Here is a 15,539-nt window from a genome sequence, read left to right as displayed (position 1 = left end):
CGACGGTAAAAGGCTGCCGGAGCCCCGGCATGTCCTCATGACTTTCCTCTTGATCCACGCTCTCATGTGCTTGCTCAGGCCCCGAGGGGGCCCGTTTCCAAGCCGTGGAGAAGTGAATGTTCCTTCGGGGAAGATCGGTGCGGGCCGTTCTGGCTCTGGCGCTGGCGGTCAGCGCGCAACTCGTCGCCGCCCCGCCGTCGAGCGCCGCCTCCGCCCCGCGGCTGGGGTTCAGGATCACCCGGTTTCTCGGTGAGCAGCTTCTCGCGCACAAGATGGAGTTCGACGGCACGGTCGTCGGCGGCCTGTCCGGCATCGACCGCGACCCGCGGACCGGCACCTGGTACTTCATCTCCGACGACCGCTGGCGCTACAACCCGGCCCGCTTCTACACCGGCGCCCTCGACATCGACCGGCGCACCGGCGCGTTCACCGGAGTGCGGCTGACCAGCGCCATCACGCTGCTGCGCCCGGACGGGACCCCCTACCCCGGGTACGGCGAGCCCGGGTCGGCCGACCCGGAGACGATCCGCTTCGACCGGTGGAGCCGCAACCTGCTCTGGGGCCACCAGGGCGACCGGCCGGACGCGCGCGACCCCGCGATCCCGCTCTCGGACCTGTTCGTCCGCTGGGCCGGGCGCGACGGGCGGCACCTGGGTGAGCTCCCGCTGCCCGCCAACCTGAAGGTCACCGGCACGGATAGCGGCCCGCGGCGCGACCTCGGGTTCGAGGGGCTGACGTTCGCGCCGGCCACGATCGCCGCCGTCGTGGCGGGCCCCCGCTACGAGGACGGCGAACCGCCCACCGCCGGGTCCGGCGCCCCGGCCCGGATCACCGTGTGGGGCCGCGACGGCCGGCTGCGCGGGCAGTACGCCTACCCGATCGACCCGCTGCCCGCCGCCCCGATCCCGCCGGACGGCGCCGCCCGCAGCGGCGTGTCGGAGATCCTCGCCCTCGACGACCACCGCTACCTGGCCCTGGAGCGCTCCTGGATCGAGGGCGTGAACTACAAGGTCAAGCTCTACGAGATCGACCTGCGCCGGGCCACCGACGTCCAGGACAGGGACGGCCTGGCGACCGGACGCCCCTACCGGCCCGTCTCCAAGCGGCTCGTCATGGACCTGGAGAACGTCAGGGCACCGGTCCAGAACCTGGAGAGCCTGGCCTGGGGGCCGCGCCTGGCCACCGGCGAGTGCACGCTGGTGATCGGCAGCGACGACAACTTCGACCAGCGCGAGGTCACCCAGTTCCTGGCGTTCGGCGCCCGGGGCTGCTGAAGTCCTCATGCCCGCTGTCGTGTTGTCTGTCATCGGCCGCCCTGGGTGTTCGTCACGGCGGCAGGCAACAAGAGCGTGTCCATCAGGGATAGATGAGGACAGGCCGAGTTGCGAGACGTGATCGCCCCGAGTCGTTAGGCTCGGGGCGATCAACGTTCAGAAGGAGCCTCCTTGACACCCCCAGACGTCGACGCGTCCCCGCTGGAACACGCCAGGAGGCTGGCCGAGGGCGGTGATCTCGACGCGGCGGCGGCGATCCTGTCCGAGCTGGCCGCCGACCCCGCAGGGCCCGACCGGGCGCAGGCCGCGGTGGGGCTGGCGGTCGTGCTGGAGCAACGGGGCGACGCCGAGGGCGCGCGGGCGGCCGCTCGGGTGGCGCTGTCCACCGGCCATCCCGAGTACGGAGCGCAGGCCGCGTGCCACCTGGCCCAGGGCTTCGAGCGCGAGGACCGGCCGGACCAGGCCAGAGGCGCCTGGCAGGCGGTGCTCGGCATGGGCGCCCCGGAGTACGTGGCGCTGGCGCGGCTGGGGCTGGCTCGGCTGGCCGTACAGCGGGACGACCTGGAGGGGGCGGAGGAGGAGTTGCGCGCGGCGATCGGCGCCGGTGACCCGCACCTCGGCGCGCGGGCCGCCCAGCAGCTCGGTGACCTGCTGCTGCTCCAGGGCGAGCCGGGTGAGGCCGCCGACGTGCTCATGGCCGCGCTGCACGACGCGCCGGCCGCGGAGGTGGCCAGGCTGCGGGTGCAGCTCGGGATCGCCCACCTGGAGCTGGCGTGCGCGGAGTTCGCCGGCGCGGTGGAGGACGGCGACGAGCCGGGCACGAGCGCGCTCGCCATCGAACTGCTGGCGCGCACGCTGCCGCTGCGCGGGCGCGCCGACGACGCCGACCGGGTCTGGAGCTACGGCCTCAACCACACCGACCAGGCACTGGCCGAAGAGGTCCGCCTACGCCTCGGCCGAGACGGCTGACCACCAGGCCATTGACCGCGCGCCTGTAGACCGCCCGGCCCCCGCCGGGCATGGTGCTGCTCCCGCCGGGCCTGACTGCTGCCGGCGGAGGCACCGCGGGCCACGGAGCCCTCGTACCCGTGGCAGAGCGGTGGGTCAGCGGCCGCGCATGATGGCGACGGACGCCACGATGTTCACCGTGATGATCGCCAGCCACGCCATGACGAGGCCCGCCGGACCGGCCGCCGAGGCGGCGATGGCGGTGAGGGGGATGCTGAGGCCGAGTGACCCCAGCGCGATGGGGATCAGTGCTGAGGTGCTGGACTTGTGGTTCTTGCCGGGCCTGGGGCCGTGGATGTCGAGCTCGGCGCGCACCCGGGCCGCGATCGTGGCGTCCAGCCGCTCCACGAACGATTCCACCAACGCCTGCTCATACTCAGGACCAAGATCGCGCCGGGCGTCGAGAGTCGCCTGCAGCTCGTCGCGGAGAGGACGCATGTCTGCCATACCGAGATTGTCCCCTCCCGGCGGCGCGCCGTCATCCCACCTGAGATCCAGTTCCCGCCTCCTCCCCGAGTACCGTTGGCGCCATGGAGATCACCACTGCGCGCGGTCCCGCGCGGGTCGACCTCGACGAGGTCCGGCGGCCGAAGCTGCTGCTGGTGCTGACGCACGGCTCGGCCGGCACGGTGGACGCCCCCGACCTGCTGGCGGTGCGCGAGCACGCGCTGGCCGCGGGCGTGAGCGTGGCCAGGGTGACGCAGCCGTTCCGGCTGGCGGGGGCCAGGGCGCCGGGCTCGCCGGAGCGGCAGGACGAGGCGTGGGAGGTCGTGCTGGCGGCGCTGGTCGCGCGGTTTCCCGGTCTGCCGCTGGTGCAGGGCGGGCGGAGCAACGGGGCCCGGGTGGCCTGCCGTACGGCGCGGCGGGTCGGCGCGGCGGCCGTGGTGGCGCTGGCGTTTCCGCTGCATCCGCCGGGGCGGCCGGAACGTTCCAGGGCGGGGGAGCTGCGCGAGGCGGGCGTCGACGTGCTCGTGGTCAACGGTGACCGGGACCCGTTCGGGGTGCCGGACCCGGCAGACGCCGCTGAGCTGGTCGTCCTGCCGGGGGAGGGACATGATCTGAAGAAGGACCCCGAGAAGGTGGGCGAGGTGGTCGCCCGCTGGATCGTGCGTTACGCGTAGATCAGGCGGCGCCCACGGCGGGGCGGTGCGGGGCGATGACGATGCCGCCGGGCAGGAGCTCCCCGGTGTCCTCGAACAGGACGACGCCGTTGCAGAGGAGGCTCCACCCCTGCTCGGGGTGGCAGGCGAGGGTTCTTGCTGCCTCGCGGTCAGGCGCCTCGGCAGACGGGCAGACCGGGTCGTGCGGGCACATCGGCGTGCCTCCGATATCTCGTGAATGGCTCCCATGTCGCACTGAGCTGACGGGGAGCGGCTCGGCTGGTTCGTTTCTAGCAAGTGTGCGACGTGGGTCACACAAACCGACATAGCCCGTTCGGGCGGTTAGTGGAGGGTGCCCCGGGTGAGTCTGTGACCTACGACACAGCGTGTCTTAAGCAGGATAACGGTCCAAGCGCGACACGCCGACTAAATTTGCAGTCCTTTGATGAGTGCGTCGAGGCCGCGCTCGAAGTCGGCGTCGGCCCGCTCGTCGCGGCGGGTCCAGGTGTCGACCTCGGGATCGGCCCAGCCGGACTGCTGGACCTCGACCGCGACGCTGCCGAAGACGAAGGCGCGCATGGTGCGCACGGCGTCGGCGGCGGCGGGCAGGCCGGCGTCGGCGAGCTGCTCGGTCTGGTCTCTGATCGAGACCGTGGTGGCGCCCTTGGGCGGTTTCGTCAGGGCGAGGGCGAGCACGCCGGGGTGGTCGCGCAGCGCCTCGCGCCCGGCCCTGCACCAGGCCTTGGCCGTCTCCTGCCAGCTCGAACCCGCTTCCACCCGGACGGCGGTGACGTGCTCGGCCAGGGCGTCCATCAGCGCGTCCTTGCCTCGGGGCAGGTGGTGGTAGATGGCCATGGCCTCCACCTCCAGCGCGTCGCCGAGGCGGCGCATGGTGAGCCTGCGCAGGCCCTGGCTGTCGGCGATGTGCAGCGCGGCGTCGATGATGCGCTCGCGGGACAGGGGCACGGGCGGTCGCTTCGCGGGCATGTAAGAAATCTACTATGTAAAGGCGCCGGGGCGGGTCCGATTACGGCCCGTGTCCCGCGACGGCGTACGCTACGCCTGATACGCAGCGTTGAGAAAGGCAGAGTCGATGGCGTTTTTCCGTCCCCGGGTGAGCCGCGAGGCCGAGGTGCGCTACCACGCGGACATCGAGATCTCCAAGACCTTCCCGGAGCTGCTGGCCAAGGCCCGCGAGGCCGAGCTGACCGTGCGTGAGCTGCGGGCCGCCGACGTCGACGACATCGAGCTGCTGGCCGCCGGCCAGGCCTTCGACCGGGCGCTGACCGAGGCGCTGCGCGGCGCGGAGGCGGGGCAGCGGGCCACGTTCGGCGTCAAGGCCTACGACGACCGCATCGCCCGCCGCAAGGCCAAGGCCACGCCCGCCGGCGCCGAGTGGAGCGCCGAGGTGGAGCGCCTGCGCACGTTGCGCGAGGAGAACCGGCTGTGGGGCATGCCGCGCGTGCCGCGCGCCATCCCGGCCGCGTCCTAAAGAGCTCGGGCAGGGGTACGGCGGCGCCGCCGTACCCCAGAGGTGACCTCAGCGGGAGAGTAGTTCCGTCAGGCGGTCGAGTGGCAGGGCGGGGGAGCGGTGGCCGTCGCGGCCGATGCTCTCCTCGGCGCCGGTCAGCGCGTTGAGCACCGCCTCCTCCACCGCCTCGACCACGGCCGTGTAGAAGGGGTCCATGCGGCCCCACGGCACGAACCGCAGCGTCTCGTAGTCGTCACCGGCCGCGAACCCGCTGCCCAGCGCCCCTTCGTTGGCCGTGGAGAAGGCCAGGAAGATGTCGCCGGAGAAGTGGCTGCCGGTGGTGCCGGTCCTGGCCAGGCCCATCGGCACCCGGCGCGCCAGCGCCTTGCACTGGCCGGGCAGCAGCGGCGCGTCCGTGGCCACCACGACGATCACCGAGCCCGCGCCGGCCCGTGCCCGCGCGTGCTCCTCCATGGGGTTGTCGTCGAGGAGTTCCTGCCCGACGGGCACGCCCGCGACGGTCAGCTCGGATCGCCTGCCGAAGTTGGCCTGGACGAACGCGCCGACGGTGTAGGTGTCGACGGCGTGCTCGACCTGGCGTGAGGCGGTTCCCGAGCCGCCCTTGAAGCCGTAGCAGTTCATGCCGGTGCCGCCGCCGACGTTGCCCTCGGCGACCGGCCCGCCGGCGGCCGACTCGATGGCCTGGCCGGCGTGCTCGGGGCGGACGTGGGGGCCGTTGATGTCGTTGAGGTAGCCGTCCCAGGTCTCGGCCACCACTGGCAGCAGCCATTCGGCGCCGAGCGCGGGATGGGCGGCGACGACCCAGTCGATGACGCCGCGGTGCACGGTGCCGACGGCGTGGGTGTTGGTGATCGTGACGGGCAGCGTCAGCGCGCCGCTCTCCTCGATCCACGTCACGCCGGTCATCTCGCCGTTGCCGTTGAGCGAGTAGACGCCGGCCGCGCACGGCAGGCCGACCCCGTCGCGGCCCCTGGGCAGGATCGCGGTGACCCCGGTGCGGGCCGCACCCTCGGTCAGCGTGACGTAGCCGACCTGGACTCCGGGTACGTCGGTGATGGCGTTGGCGGGACCTGGGCGGCCCCGCAGGGCGATGGGTAGCTCACGAGCGCGCACCCGGCCATCCTACGGAAGGCGATCACCGGGAGAACAGGGGCGCGATCCGGTTGTCGACCATCGTCAGCGCCGAGCCGATGGCGGCGTGCATGTCGAGGTAGTGATAGGTGCCCAGGCGGCCGCCGAACAGCACTCCGGGCTCGGCCTTGGCACGTTTCCTGTAGCGGGCCAGGGTCTGGCGGTCGGCGGCGGAGTTGACGGGGTAGTAGGGCTCGTCGCCGTCCTCGGCGAAGCGCGAGTACTCGCGCATGATGACGGTGCTGTCGCCGGGGTAGTGCGCGCGCTCGGGGTGGTAGTGGCGGAATTCGTGGATGCGCGTGTACGGCACCGCCGGATCCGGATAGTTCACCACCGGCGCCCCCTGGTAGTCGGGCACCGGTTGGACCTCGACCTCGAAGTCCAGGGTCCGCCAGCCCAGGCGGCCCTCGCCGTAGCCGAAGTAGCGGTCCAGCGGCCCCGTGTACACGACCGGCACCCGTCCGACCGGGCTGGATTCGAGGTCGAAGAAGTCGCTGCCGAGCCGGATCTCGATGCGCGGGTGGTCGGCCATGCGCTCCAGCCAGGCGGTGTAGCCGTCGCGCGGCAGGCCCTCGTAGGTGTCGTCGAAGTAGCGGGTGTCGAAGGTGTAGCGCACCGGCAGGCGGGTGATGATCTCCGCGGGCAGGTCGCGCGGGTCGGTCTGCCACTGTTTGGCGGTGTAGCCGCGGATGAACGCCTCGTACAGCGGCCGGCCGATGAGCGAGATCGCCCGGCCCTCCAGCGTGGCGGGGTCGGCGTCCTCGGCCCGCTGGGCGGCGATGAGCGCCCTGGCCTGGGCCGGTGACATCATCGCGCCGAAGTAGGAGCAGATGGTGCCCAGGTTGATCGGCATCGGGTAGACGCGGCCTTCGACGACCGCCATGACCCGGTGGCGGTAGTCGGTGAAGGAGGTGAAGCGGTTGGCGTAGCGCCAGACCCGCTCGTTGGAGGTGTGGAACAGGTGGGAGCCGTAGCGGTGCACCTCGATGCCGGTCTGCGGCTCCGGCTCGCTGTAGGCGTTGCCGCCGAGGTGGTCGCGGCGTTCCAGCACGACGACGTTGAGCCCGAGCAGTGTCGCGCAGCGCTCGGCGACGGTCAGGCCGAAGAACCCGGAGCCGGCCACGAGCAGGTCTGCCCTCATGTCCGCAGGCTACGAACCGCCCGTCCGGCGCGGCAACGGACAGAAGGGGCCGGTGCAGGATGCTGCCACGCTCAGCCGTCCAGGCCGAACAGTCGCCGCCAGTTCTCTCTCGACGACAGCTCGGGCAGCGCCGCGCGATAGCGCTCACGTACGGCCCGGCCCTCCTTGGCCAGCCTGAGCAGCACCGCGAGGCCGCGTCTGGCCAGGGTGAGCAGGCGCCGCCGGTCGTAGCGCAGGACCCGCACTCCCCGCTGGGAGGCGTCGGTCACCACGGCGGTCTCGAACAGCGCCACGTGCCACCAGTGCGCCTCGTCGTGCGCGATCGCGCCGAGGGGGTGCCGGTGGCGGCCGAGGAGCTGGTCGAGGGCGCGGCGCGGGGCGGCGAGGAGCGGGCGGCGGCCGGCGGCGAAGACGGCGAGCTCGCCGGTCGCGACTCCCGGGGGTGCGGCGGCGGGGTGGGTGATCGTCTCGGGGTGGCCGGAGCGGGCCGCGCGCACCTTGCGCAGCGCCTCGGGGCCGCCGTCGCGCAGACAGTCCGGGCCGGTGAGAAAGTCCTCGACCGCGAGCAGGAGGGTTTCGGCCAGGCCGTACCGCATCGACAGGAGGTGGCGGGCGAGCTCGGCGGCGAGTTTGCCGAGCAGGCGGGGCAGGTCGAACGTGCCGTGCAGGGCCGAGATGATCGTGTAGTTGCGCAGCAGGAAGTAGCGGTTGAGCTCGTCGAGGTCCTTCATCGCGAAGTCGGTGTGCCACAGTCCGGCGCCGGGCAGCGTGATCGTGGGCAGGCCGTGGGCGCGGGCGCGGTAGGAGTACTCGGCGTCGTCGCCCTGGAAGAAGACGGGCAGCGGGTAGCCGATGGCCGCGACGACCTCGGGCGGGATGAGGCAGGCCCACCAGCCGTTGTAGCCGGCGTCGAGGCGGCGCTCCTGCAGGGGGCCGGTGAGCAGGTTCACGTCGGTGCGGCTGTGCGGCATGGGCACGCCGGGCTGGATGCCGTCGAGGTCGGTCTGCTGGGCGTCGGCGAGCAGGATCGCGGGGTGGTGGAGGTTGATCATCTGGCCGCCGGTGATCAGCGGGTGGGTGGCGCGGGCGGCGAAGGCGGTGATCCTGACGACGAGGTCGGGCTCGAGCAGCACGTCGTCGTCCATGAGCAGGGCGTTGACGGGTTCGGGTGCCAGTTCGTAGAGGCCGCGGGTGAAGCCGCCGGCGCCGCCGAGGTTGGGCTGGGCGAGGTGGCGTAAGCGGCCGCCGAGGTCGGCTTCGACCTGCTTGAAGCCGACCTGGGCGTCGACTCTCCGGGTGCCGTGGTCGACGACGTAGATCGCGGCCAGGGCGCCGAGCGCGGCGGGGTCGGCGGCCAGGGCGCGCAGGGTGGCCAGGCAGTCGCCGGGGCGGTCCATCGTGCAGATGACCGCCGCCGTCCGACGGCCGGCGGCGGGGGCGTCGGTGCTCCAGCGCACGTCAGTGAGGGTGAGGTCCTGGCCGGGTTCGGTCTCGGCCTCCAGCCAGAGGGAGCCGCCGTCGGTGAAGCGGTCCAGGCGGGCTGTCAGCGTGACCTCGCCGGTGGTGACGTCGCGGGCGGTGACGAGGCGGGCGAAGCCGTTCACGTCGGAGGCGGCCAGGGCGAGGCGGCCCGTGCCGGTGGCGCGCGCGTGCAGGCTGACCTCGCGGGCGGTGGTCCAGCGCTGCCAGTAGGAGGCGGGCAGGCGGCCGAAGTAGGTGTCGCAGGAGACCTTGGCGGACGGGCCGAGGACGAGGCCGGTCCGGCTCCTGGAGACGGGGCCGTGGGTGACCACCGCGTACAGGTCTTGGCTCACGATCTCCGACGGCCCGCGGAACAACACCCGTTGAATCGTTCGCGTCACCGCGGACTCCCTCATTGACAGGTGATCGTCTCCGTGCGGACGATAGTTCACGATCTGGCTGCCTGCCAGGCCCTATGGAGGTGAACCGCTCTGACGGGATTTCCCCGCCTCATCGCCACCGACCTCGACGGCACGGTCGTGCGCGAGGACGGCACGGTGTCCGCGCGCGTGGTGGCGGCCTTCGCCGCCGCGGAACGGCTGGGCGCGCGCGTCGTGTTCGTCACCGGCCGCCCGCCGCGGCTGATCCACGAGATCGCGCCCGCTTTCGGTCACCTCGGCGTGGCCATCTGCTCCAACGGCGCGCTCGTCTACGACCTGGGCGGCCGCCGGGTCGTCGAGGAGAACGCCATCCCGGCCGAGGTGCTGGCCGAGGCCGCCGCCCGCCTGCGCGCCGCCGTCCCCGGCATCGGCATCGCGGTCGAGTACGCCGGCACGCTGGCCGCCGACGACCTTTACGAGCCGTGGGACTGGGACCGCGGCATCACGCTGCAGCGGATGGCCGACCACGAACTGTTCGCCAAACCCGGCCCCAAGCTGCTGGGCCGCCACCCGACGCTGTCGGCCGACGAACTGCTCGCACTGGCCGCGCCCGAGCTGTCCTCGCTCGTCACCGTCTACCACTCCAACGGGTCACGCCTGGTCGAGGCCATCGCCACCGGGGTGAGCAAGGCCTCGGCCCTGATGTCGTACGCCGCGGGGCTGGGCATCGGGGCCGAGGAGGTGATCGCGTTCGGTGACATGCCGAACGACCTGCCCATGCTGGCCTGGGCAGGCACGTCGTACGGCATGGCCAACGGGCACGCCGACGTGCTGGCGGCCGTGGACCACGTGATCGGCTCCATCGACGAGGACGGCGTCGCCCTGGAGCTGGAACGCCTGGCTTTGCGGGCCGGAGGCGCCGTGGCCTAACCCCGGGGGGCGTCGGCCCAGTCGGCGACGAGGCGGGTGAACAGCTCGGGCTGTTCGAGGTTCCAGATGTGCCCGGCGCCCGGGATCACCCGCAGTTCGGCCTGGGGGAGTCCGGCGGCCAGGACCTCGGCGGGCGCGACGTTGGCCTTGTCCTTCTCGCCGACGAGCACCAGGGCGGGCGCCTTGACCTCGGCGAGCCTGGGCCGCAGGTCGAGCTCGCCCAGCTCGCGCAGCCCGGTGAGCAGCGCCGCCTTGCCCGCCGCCCGCAGGTCCTCGGCGGCGGTGGTGGCGTGCTCGGGGCGGCCGCCGGAGTACATGCCCTTCATCATCGACACGATCATCCCGGTCGGCAGCAGCCCCATCACGGTGCGCTGGAGTCCGTCGCCGCCGGTCGGGGCCGCGACGCCGCCGGACAGGACGAGGCTCGCCACCTTCTCCGGTTCGGCCAGGGCCGTCAGGAGGGCGACGCTCACCGATCCGGAGATCCCGACGAGGTGGACCCGCTCCTCGGCGGCCAGCAACTCGCGGACGGACTGCACGGCCGCGTCCAGGGAGAACGGGCCGGGGCTGGAGTGGTGGCCGGGCAGGTCGGGGGTGAGCACCCGGTGCCGCTGTGACAGTTCGGCGACCTGGGGAGACCAGGCACGCCGGCTGGAGCCGAAGGCATGGAGAAGCACAATTGTCGACATGAGACCCCAAACCGGTTCATATGACCTGAAAACTATTGGATCCGGAGGATAGCCCAGTTCAGGACGTTCGGCGATGCACCAGGCCGTGGTCGAAGGCGAAGACGGCCGCGTGCACCCGATCGCGCAGGCCGAGCTTGTCCAGGATCCGCTTGACGTGGGTCTTGGTGGTGGTCTCGCCGATGTGCAGGCGGGCCGAGATCTCCGCGTTCGACATCCCGCGCCCGAGCAGTAGCAGGACCTCGTGCTCGCGGGCCGTCAGCCGGGCCAGCGAGCGCCGGACCTGCTCGGGCGGCTTGGGCGGCGCGGCGCGGGCGAACTCGGCCAGCAGCCGCTTGGTGACCGACGGGCCCAGGATCGCCTCGCCCGCGGCCAGCGTCCTGATCCCGGCCAGCAGTTGCTCGGGCGGGGTGCGCTTGAGCAGGAACCCCGCCGCCCCGGCCCGGATCGCGGCGAAGACGTACTCGTCCAGCTCGAACGTGGTCAGCACCAGCACCGCCGCCGCAGAGCCCGACGCGACGACGGCCCGGGTGGCGTCGACGCCGTCCATGCCGGGCATGCGCACGTCCATGAGGATCACGTCCGGGGAGGTGGCCGCGGCCAGCCGTACCGCCTCGGCGCCGTTGGCGGCCTCGCCGACGACCTGGAGGTCGGGCTGGGTCTCCAGCATCATGCGCAGGCCCGCGCGCATCAGATGCTCGTCGTCCACCAGCAGCACCCTGATCACGGCCGGTCCTGCCTGAGCGGCACACAGGCCACGACCCGCCACCCGGTTCCCGGCACGGCCGGACCCGCCGTCAGCGTTCCCCCCACACGCTCAACCCGGCCACGCATGCCGGCCAGCCCTCTGCCACTCCCCGCTACCCCTCTGCCGCTTCCCGCCGTCCCTCTGCCGCTTCCCGCCGTCCCTCTGCCGCTTCCCGCCGTCCCGCTGCTCGCTGGCCCACTGCCTCTGCTCGCTGGCCCGCTGCCGTTCCCCGCTGTCCCGCTCCCCGCTGGCTCGCTGCCGTTTCCCGCCGGTCCGCTGTTCATGCTCGCGGGCGTTTCGCCGGTGCCGTTGTCAGTGACCACCAGGCGTACCTGTCCCTCATCCAGGGTCACCTCGACCGTCGCGCGGGTGGCGCGGGCGTGTCTGATGACGTTGGTCAGCGACTCCTGCGCCACCCTGCGCAGGGTTTCCGCGAGAGAAGGGTCCAGGTCGTCCAGGCCGGGCCCGAGCGTCAGCTCCACCTCGACCGGCAGGCCGCGCACGAGCTCGCGCAGCCCCGGCGCCAGGCTCTGCCGGTCCGACAGCAGGCCGATGACGCGGTCGAGATCGGCCATCGCGTCCCTGCCCGCCTCCTCGATCCGCGACAGCGCCGCCGTCACCTGCGGCGGACCGTCCGGCAGCGACAGCCGCGCCGCGCCCGCGTGCGTCGCCATCAGCGTCACCGCGTGCCCCACCGCGTCGTGCAGCTCCTGCGCCAGCAGTGCGCGCTCGTCGGCGCGCACGCGCTGGGCCCGCTCCTCGGCCGCCTGCCGCCGCAGCCGCGCCTCCCTCTCCTTCCTGGTACGGCCGGCCGTACCAGACCCCCAGGCGACAGCGTGTACGGCGGCCACCAGCACGATCTGCGGATGCGTGGCCATCACCCCCACGACTGCCAGCACCGGCGCCGCCGACAGCGCCAGGCTCACCGCCGGCCGCCGCCCCTGCGCGATCATCGTCAGCGGCAGCGCGCTGGCCAGCGAGAGGTTCGTGACCGGCTCTCCGGCCAGCATGACCGCCACGGTCGCCGCCGCTCCCGCCCACAGCGCCGTGGCCGGGGCCAGCCTGCGCAGCCCGATCGCGCAGAACCACACCACCACCGCCACCCGGCTCACCAGCGGACCGCCGGTCAGCGACGCCACGTACTCGGACGAGCCGAAGGCGATCCCCGCCGACGCCCAGGCCACCGCCACGTCCAGGGCGACCCACCAGGGGCCGCGTTCGATCGCCCGGTCGGGCAGCCACCATCGCACGATCACCCAGTAGACACCGCCGCGCGGCCCGGCGTCGTCATCCTCCAGGAGGACCGGCTCCGCCCGCCGGGACGTTTCCCCGGCCACCGGCCGGCCGCCACCTTGGCCTCATGAGACAGACATTCGGATTCCTCCTGCTGGCCGCGGGCTTGGCGGCCGGACCGGTGGCGGCGGTCGCCGCCTTCTTCGCCATGGCGCTGGTGTGGCCGTCGCTGCCCGCGATGGTGACCGCGGCCGTGCTCGCGCTGGTGGCCGGGGGCATGCTGCCCGCCTGGGGCGCGGCCCGGCTGACCCGGCGGCGGTGGCCGCCGGTGGTGGCGGGCGTCGTGATGGCGGTGTGCGCGGCGGCCTCGGTGACGGTGTTCCTGCCCGGTGAACGGGCCGAGCCGGGGGCCGCGCCGGCGTACTGGCAGCTGCCCACCGGATCCCGCCTCGCCTACCACCTGACCAAGGCCCAGGGGCGGGCGCGGCCGACGCCGGTCATCCGGCTGCACGGCGGGCCCGGCACGCCGGGGGAGGGGCAGGACGCGCTCGACCGGGCGCTGAGCCGGGCCGGGTTCGACGTCTACGCCTACGACCAGCTCGGCTCGGGCGACTCCCCGCGCCCCGACCAGGTCTCCGGCTACACCGTGGCGCGGCAGGTCGAGGACCTGGAGGCGGTGCGGCTGCGGATCGGGGCCGAGCGGGTGGTGCTCGTGGGGGCGTCGTGGGGCGCGACGCTGGCCGCCGAATACCTGGCCCGCCACCCCGGCAACGTGGCCAAGGCCGTCTTCGTCTCGCCCGGAGCGCTGTGGACCCCGGAGTGGGACGACGCCGAGGCCGGACAGCTCTGGGACCGGCTCACCCCGGAGCAGTCCGCGCAGGTGGGGGCGCTGGGCGACAATCTGCGGTTCACGGTGTGGGAGACGTTGATGGCGCTCGATCCGCAGGTCGCGCACGCGTTCGTGCCCGACGCGGAGGTGGACCACCTGTTCGGGGAACTGCTGCGCGTCGCCGGTGGCGCCGCCTCCTGCCGGCCGGGTACGGCGGAGCTGCCCGCCAAGGTGCCCGGCTTCTACGCCAACCAGCTCATCGCCGCCGACCAGGAGCTTCGGCCCGACCCCAGGCCCGCGCTGCGCCGCTCCGGAACCCCGGCGCTGGTGCTGCGGGCCGAGTGCGACTACAAGCGCTGGCCGATCACTCGCGAGTACCGCGACACGATCCCCGGGGCCCGGCTGGTCTACTTCAAGGGCGCGGGACACGCCATCGCCCTGGACAAACCAGCCGAGTTCGCCGCCACCGTGACCGCCTTCCTCACCGACCAGGCCCTGCCGCTGCCGGCGTACACCGGAGAACAGGAGCCCCGTTGATCACCGAAACCCCGGTAACCCACCCCATTTATCCCTAATATCGGGAGTTTCCGGGGCGAGGGGAGACGGGCATGTCGGGGGCGGAATCCGCAGGGCTCCTCGCGGGCCGCTACCGGCTGCTGTCCCAGCTCGGCCAGGGCGGCATGGGCATCGTCTGGCTGGCGCTGGACGAACTGCTGCGCCAGGAGGTCGCCGTCAAGGAAGTACGGCTGCCGCCGGACCTCGACGCCGCAGCCCGCGCCGAACTGAGCGAACGCACGCTCCGCGAGGCACGGGCGGCGGCGCGGCTGCGCTCGCACCCGGCCATCGTCACCGTGCACGACGTCGTCCTGGACGGCGGCCGGCCCTGGATCGTCATGGAGCTGGTACGCGGCCGCTCCCTCGACCGGGCGTTACGCGAGCACGGCCCGCTCCCGCCCCGGCAGGTCGCCGCGATCGGCGCGCGTGTCCTGGAGGCGCTCGCGGCCGCGCACGCCTCGGGAATCCTGCACCGCGACGTCAAGCCCGCCAACGTCATGCTCACCGACGACGGGCGGGTGCTGCTGACAGACTTCGGCATCGCGAGCGTCGCCGATGACGCCGTGCTCACCCAGACCGGGCTGCTGACCGGCTCGCCCGGCTACATCGCCCCCGAGCGCCTGCGCGGCGAGGCCGACGGCCCGCTCGCCGACCTGTGGTCGCTCGGCGCCACGCTCTTCGCCGCGGTGGAGGGCACGGCGCCGTTCGCCCGCCAGAACCCGGCCGCCTCCATGGCCGCCGTGCTCATGCAGGAGCCGCCGCCCGCGCGCAGGGCCGGGCCGCTCGCCCCGGTGCTGGCCGCGCTCCTGGAGAAGGACCCGGCCCGCCGTTGCTCGCCCGCCCAGGCCGCCGACTGGCTGAACGCCGCCGCCCAGGGCGCACCCGCGACCGCCGGACGCCGCCGGGCCGCCAAGCCGCCGCGCCGCCGTAAAGCCGTCATCCTGGGCGCCGCGCTGGCGGTGGCGCTGGCGGGCACGGCCACGGTGGTGGTCGTGACCCGGAACCTGCCCGGCCTCACCACCGCGACCGGCGGCCCGACCACGACCGGCACCCCGGCCGGCAGCTCGAGGAAGGTGACCTCGGCTCCGAAGTTGTTCACCCGCGACGTCGACTCCTGCAAGGTGCTGAACGCCGCCGAGGTCGGCGAGCTGCTCGGGCCCGGGACCAAGCGCCGGTTCGTGAACGCGAACTCCTGTGCCTGGGAGCGTTCGGACGGCACCTACCTGGGCGTCACCGTCATCCGGTACGCGAAGCTCGCCTTCGCCCGCGACCATCAGACGCAGATGGTCAAGTCCATGAAGGACACGCCGAAGATCACGCCGGGTACCAAACTCCACGCGCTGCCGAAGGTCGGCGAGGGGTCCTTCATGTTCACCCAGTACTCGACCACCGGCGCGGCCGGGCCGTACCGCTCGCAGTTCGCCTTCCGCCTGGCGAACGTCGTGGTGCTGGTCGTCCACCACAGCCTGCGCCGCTCCGGCCACGACTCCACCGTGCGCGCGGCCAAGCTCCTGGCGAAGAACCTGCGCGCGCGACAGTGAACCGGGCACGGCCGGGTGCGACACGGCCGT

The 15,539-nt window shown here is 73.0% G+C and carries 16 protein-coding genes; 7 read left to right on the top strand and 9 right to left on the bottom strand.

Annotated elements, in window-relative coordinates; translation table 11 throughout:
- Positions 1-137 precede the first annotated feature (137 nt).
- Positions 138-1,274: an esterase-like activity of phytase family protein gene (locus HNR40_RS19300; protein WP_312896424.1), complete on the top strand. Its 1,137-nt coding sequence runs from the start codon at positions 138-140 to the stop codon at positions 1,272-1,274.
- Positions 1,275-1,445: 171 nt separating this feature from the next.
- Positions 1,446-2,243 carry a tetratricopeptide repeat protein gene (locus HNR40_RS19295; protein WP_184963181.1) on the top strand — a complete coding sequence of 266 codons (798 nt, stop codon included), beginning with the start codon at positions 1,446-1,448 and terminating at the stop codon, positions 2,241-2,243.
- A 135-nt stretch (positions 2,244-2,378) separates the two neighbouring features.
- Here the strand turns inward: HNR40_RS19295 and HNR40_RS19290 are convergent, their stop codons facing one another.
- On the bottom strand, positions 2,379-2,729 hold the full coding sequence (locus HNR40_RS19290; RefSeq protein WP_184963179.1) for a hypothetical protein: 351 nt from the start codon (positions 2,727-2,729) through the stop codon (positions 2,379-2,381).
- A gap of 83 nt (positions 2,730-2,812) precedes the next feature.
- Between HNR40_RS19290 and HNR40_RS19285 the strand changes: the two genes are divergently transcribed.
- Positions 2,813-3,403, top strand: coding sequence for an alpha/beta hydrolase family protein (locus HNR40_RS19285; RefSeq protein WP_184963177.1), 591 nt, complete (start codon positions 2,813-2,815; stop codon positions 3,401-3,403).
- Between the two features lies 1 nt (position 3,404).
- Here the strand turns inward: HNR40_RS19285 and HNR40_RS19280 are convergent, their stop codons facing one another.
- The gene (locus tag HNR40_RS19280) at positions 3,405-3,596 is read right to left on the bottom strand and encodes a DUF5999 family protein (RefSeq protein WP_184963175.1); all 192 of its coding nucleotides are present in this window, start codon (positions 3,594-3,596) and stop codon (positions 3,405-3,407) included.
- 212 nt (positions 3,597-3,808) lie between these two features.
- Positions 3,809-4,369 carry a TetR/AcrR family transcriptional regulator C-terminal domain-containing protein gene (locus tag HNR40_RS19275; protein WP_184963173.1) on the bottom strand — a complete coding sequence of 187 codons (561 nt, stop codon included), beginning with the start codon at positions 4,367-4,369 and terminating at the stop codon, positions 3,809-3,811.
- Between the two features lie 106 nt (positions 4,370-4,475).
- On the opposite strand from HNR40_RS19275, the gene HNR40_RS19270 reads away from it, so the two are divergent.
- Positions 4,476-4,874: a hypothetical protein gene (locus tag HNR40_RS19270; RefSeq protein WP_184963171.1), complete on the top strand. Its 399-nt coding sequence runs from the start codon at positions 4,476-4,478 to the stop codon at positions 4,872-4,874.
- 48 nt (positions 4,875-4,922) lie between these two features.
- Here HNR40_RS19270 and HNR40_RS19265 read toward each other — a convergent pair whose 3' ends face one another.
- The 3 genes from HNR40_RS19265 to HNR40_RS19255 all read right to left on the bottom strand — a co-directional run bounded on the left by HNR40_RS19265 (position 4,923) and on the right by HNR40_RS19255 (position 9,008).
- Positions 4,923-5,987 (bottom strand): DmpA family aminopeptidase, encoded by a 1,065-nt coding sequence (locus tag HNR40_RS19265; RefSeq protein ID WP_184963170.1) that lies wholly within the window; start codon positions 5,985-5,987, stop codon positions 4,923-4,925.
- 22 nt (positions 5,988-6,009) lie between these two features.
- Positions 6,010-7,146, bottom strand: coding sequence for a UDP-galactopyranose mutase (gene glf, locus HNR40_RS19260; protein WP_184963168.1), 1,137 nt, complete (start codon positions 7,144-7,146; stop codon positions 6,010-6,012).
- A gap of 71 nt (positions 7,147-7,217) precedes the next feature.
- Entirely contained in the window at positions 7,218-9,008 is a 1,791-nt protein-coding gene (locus tag HNR40_RS19255) for a glycosyltransferase (protein ID WP_184963166.1), read from the bottom strand.
- A gap of 90 nt (positions 9,009-9,098) precedes the next feature.
- Between HNR40_RS19255 and HNR40_RS19250 the strand changes: the two genes are divergently transcribed.
- A complete protein-coding gene (locus HNR40_RS19250) occupies positions 9,099-9,917 on the top strand; it encodes an HAD family hydrolase (RefSeq protein WP_184964152.1) in 819 nt (272 codons plus the stop codon).
- On the opposite strand, the gene HNR40_RS19245 is transcribed toward HNR40_RS19250, so the two are convergent.
- The 3 genes from HNR40_RS19245 to HNR40_RS19235 are packed head-to-tail and all read right to left on the bottom strand — an operon-like array spanning position 9,914 to position 12,688.
- Positions 9,914-10,606, bottom strand: coding sequence for an alpha/beta fold hydrolase (locus HNR40_RS19245; RefSeq protein ID WP_184963164.1), 693 nt, complete (start codon positions 10,604-10,606; stop codon positions 9,914-9,916). The genes HNR40_RS19250 and HNR40_RS19245 overlap by 4 nt on opposite strands.
- A 58-nt stretch (positions 10,607-10,664) precedes the next feature.
- Positions 10,665-11,330: a response regulator gene (locus tag HNR40_RS19240; RefSeq protein ID WP_184963163.1), complete on the bottom strand. Its 666-nt coding sequence runs from the start codon at positions 11,328-11,330 to the stop codon at positions 10,665-10,667.
- On the bottom strand, positions 11,327-12,688 hold the full coding sequence (locus HNR40_RS19235) for an ATP-binding protein (protein ID WP_184963161.1): 1,362 nt from the start codon (positions 12,686-12,688) through the stop codon (positions 11,327-11,329). The genes HNR40_RS19240 and HNR40_RS19235 overlap by 4 nt, the downstream gene beginning before the upstream one ends.
- Before the next feature lie 23 nt (positions 12,689-12,711).
- Between HNR40_RS19235 and HNR40_RS19230 the strand changes: the two genes are divergently transcribed.
- On the top strand, positions 12,712-13,950 hold the full coding sequence (locus tag HNR40_RS19230; RefSeq protein ID WP_184963158.1) for an alpha/beta fold hydrolase: 1,239 nt from the start codon (positions 12,712-12,714) through the stop codon (positions 13,948-13,950).
- Between the two features lie 71 nt (positions 13,951-14,021).
- Positions 14,022-15,509, top strand: coding sequence for a serine/threonine-protein kinase (locus tag HNR40_RS19225; protein WP_184963157.1), 1,488 nt, complete (start codon positions 14,022-14,024; stop codon positions 15,507-15,509).
- Positions 15,510-15,539 lie beyond the last annotated feature (30 nt).

It is taken from the genome of Nonomuraea endophytica, assembly GCF_014203235.1.
In the GTDB taxonomy this organism is placed as follows: Bacteria; Actinomycetota; Actinomycetes; order Streptosporangiales; family Streptosporangiaceae; genus Nonomuraea; species Nonomuraea endophytica.
This window is presented reverse-complemented; position numbering and strand designations above follow the sequence as displayed.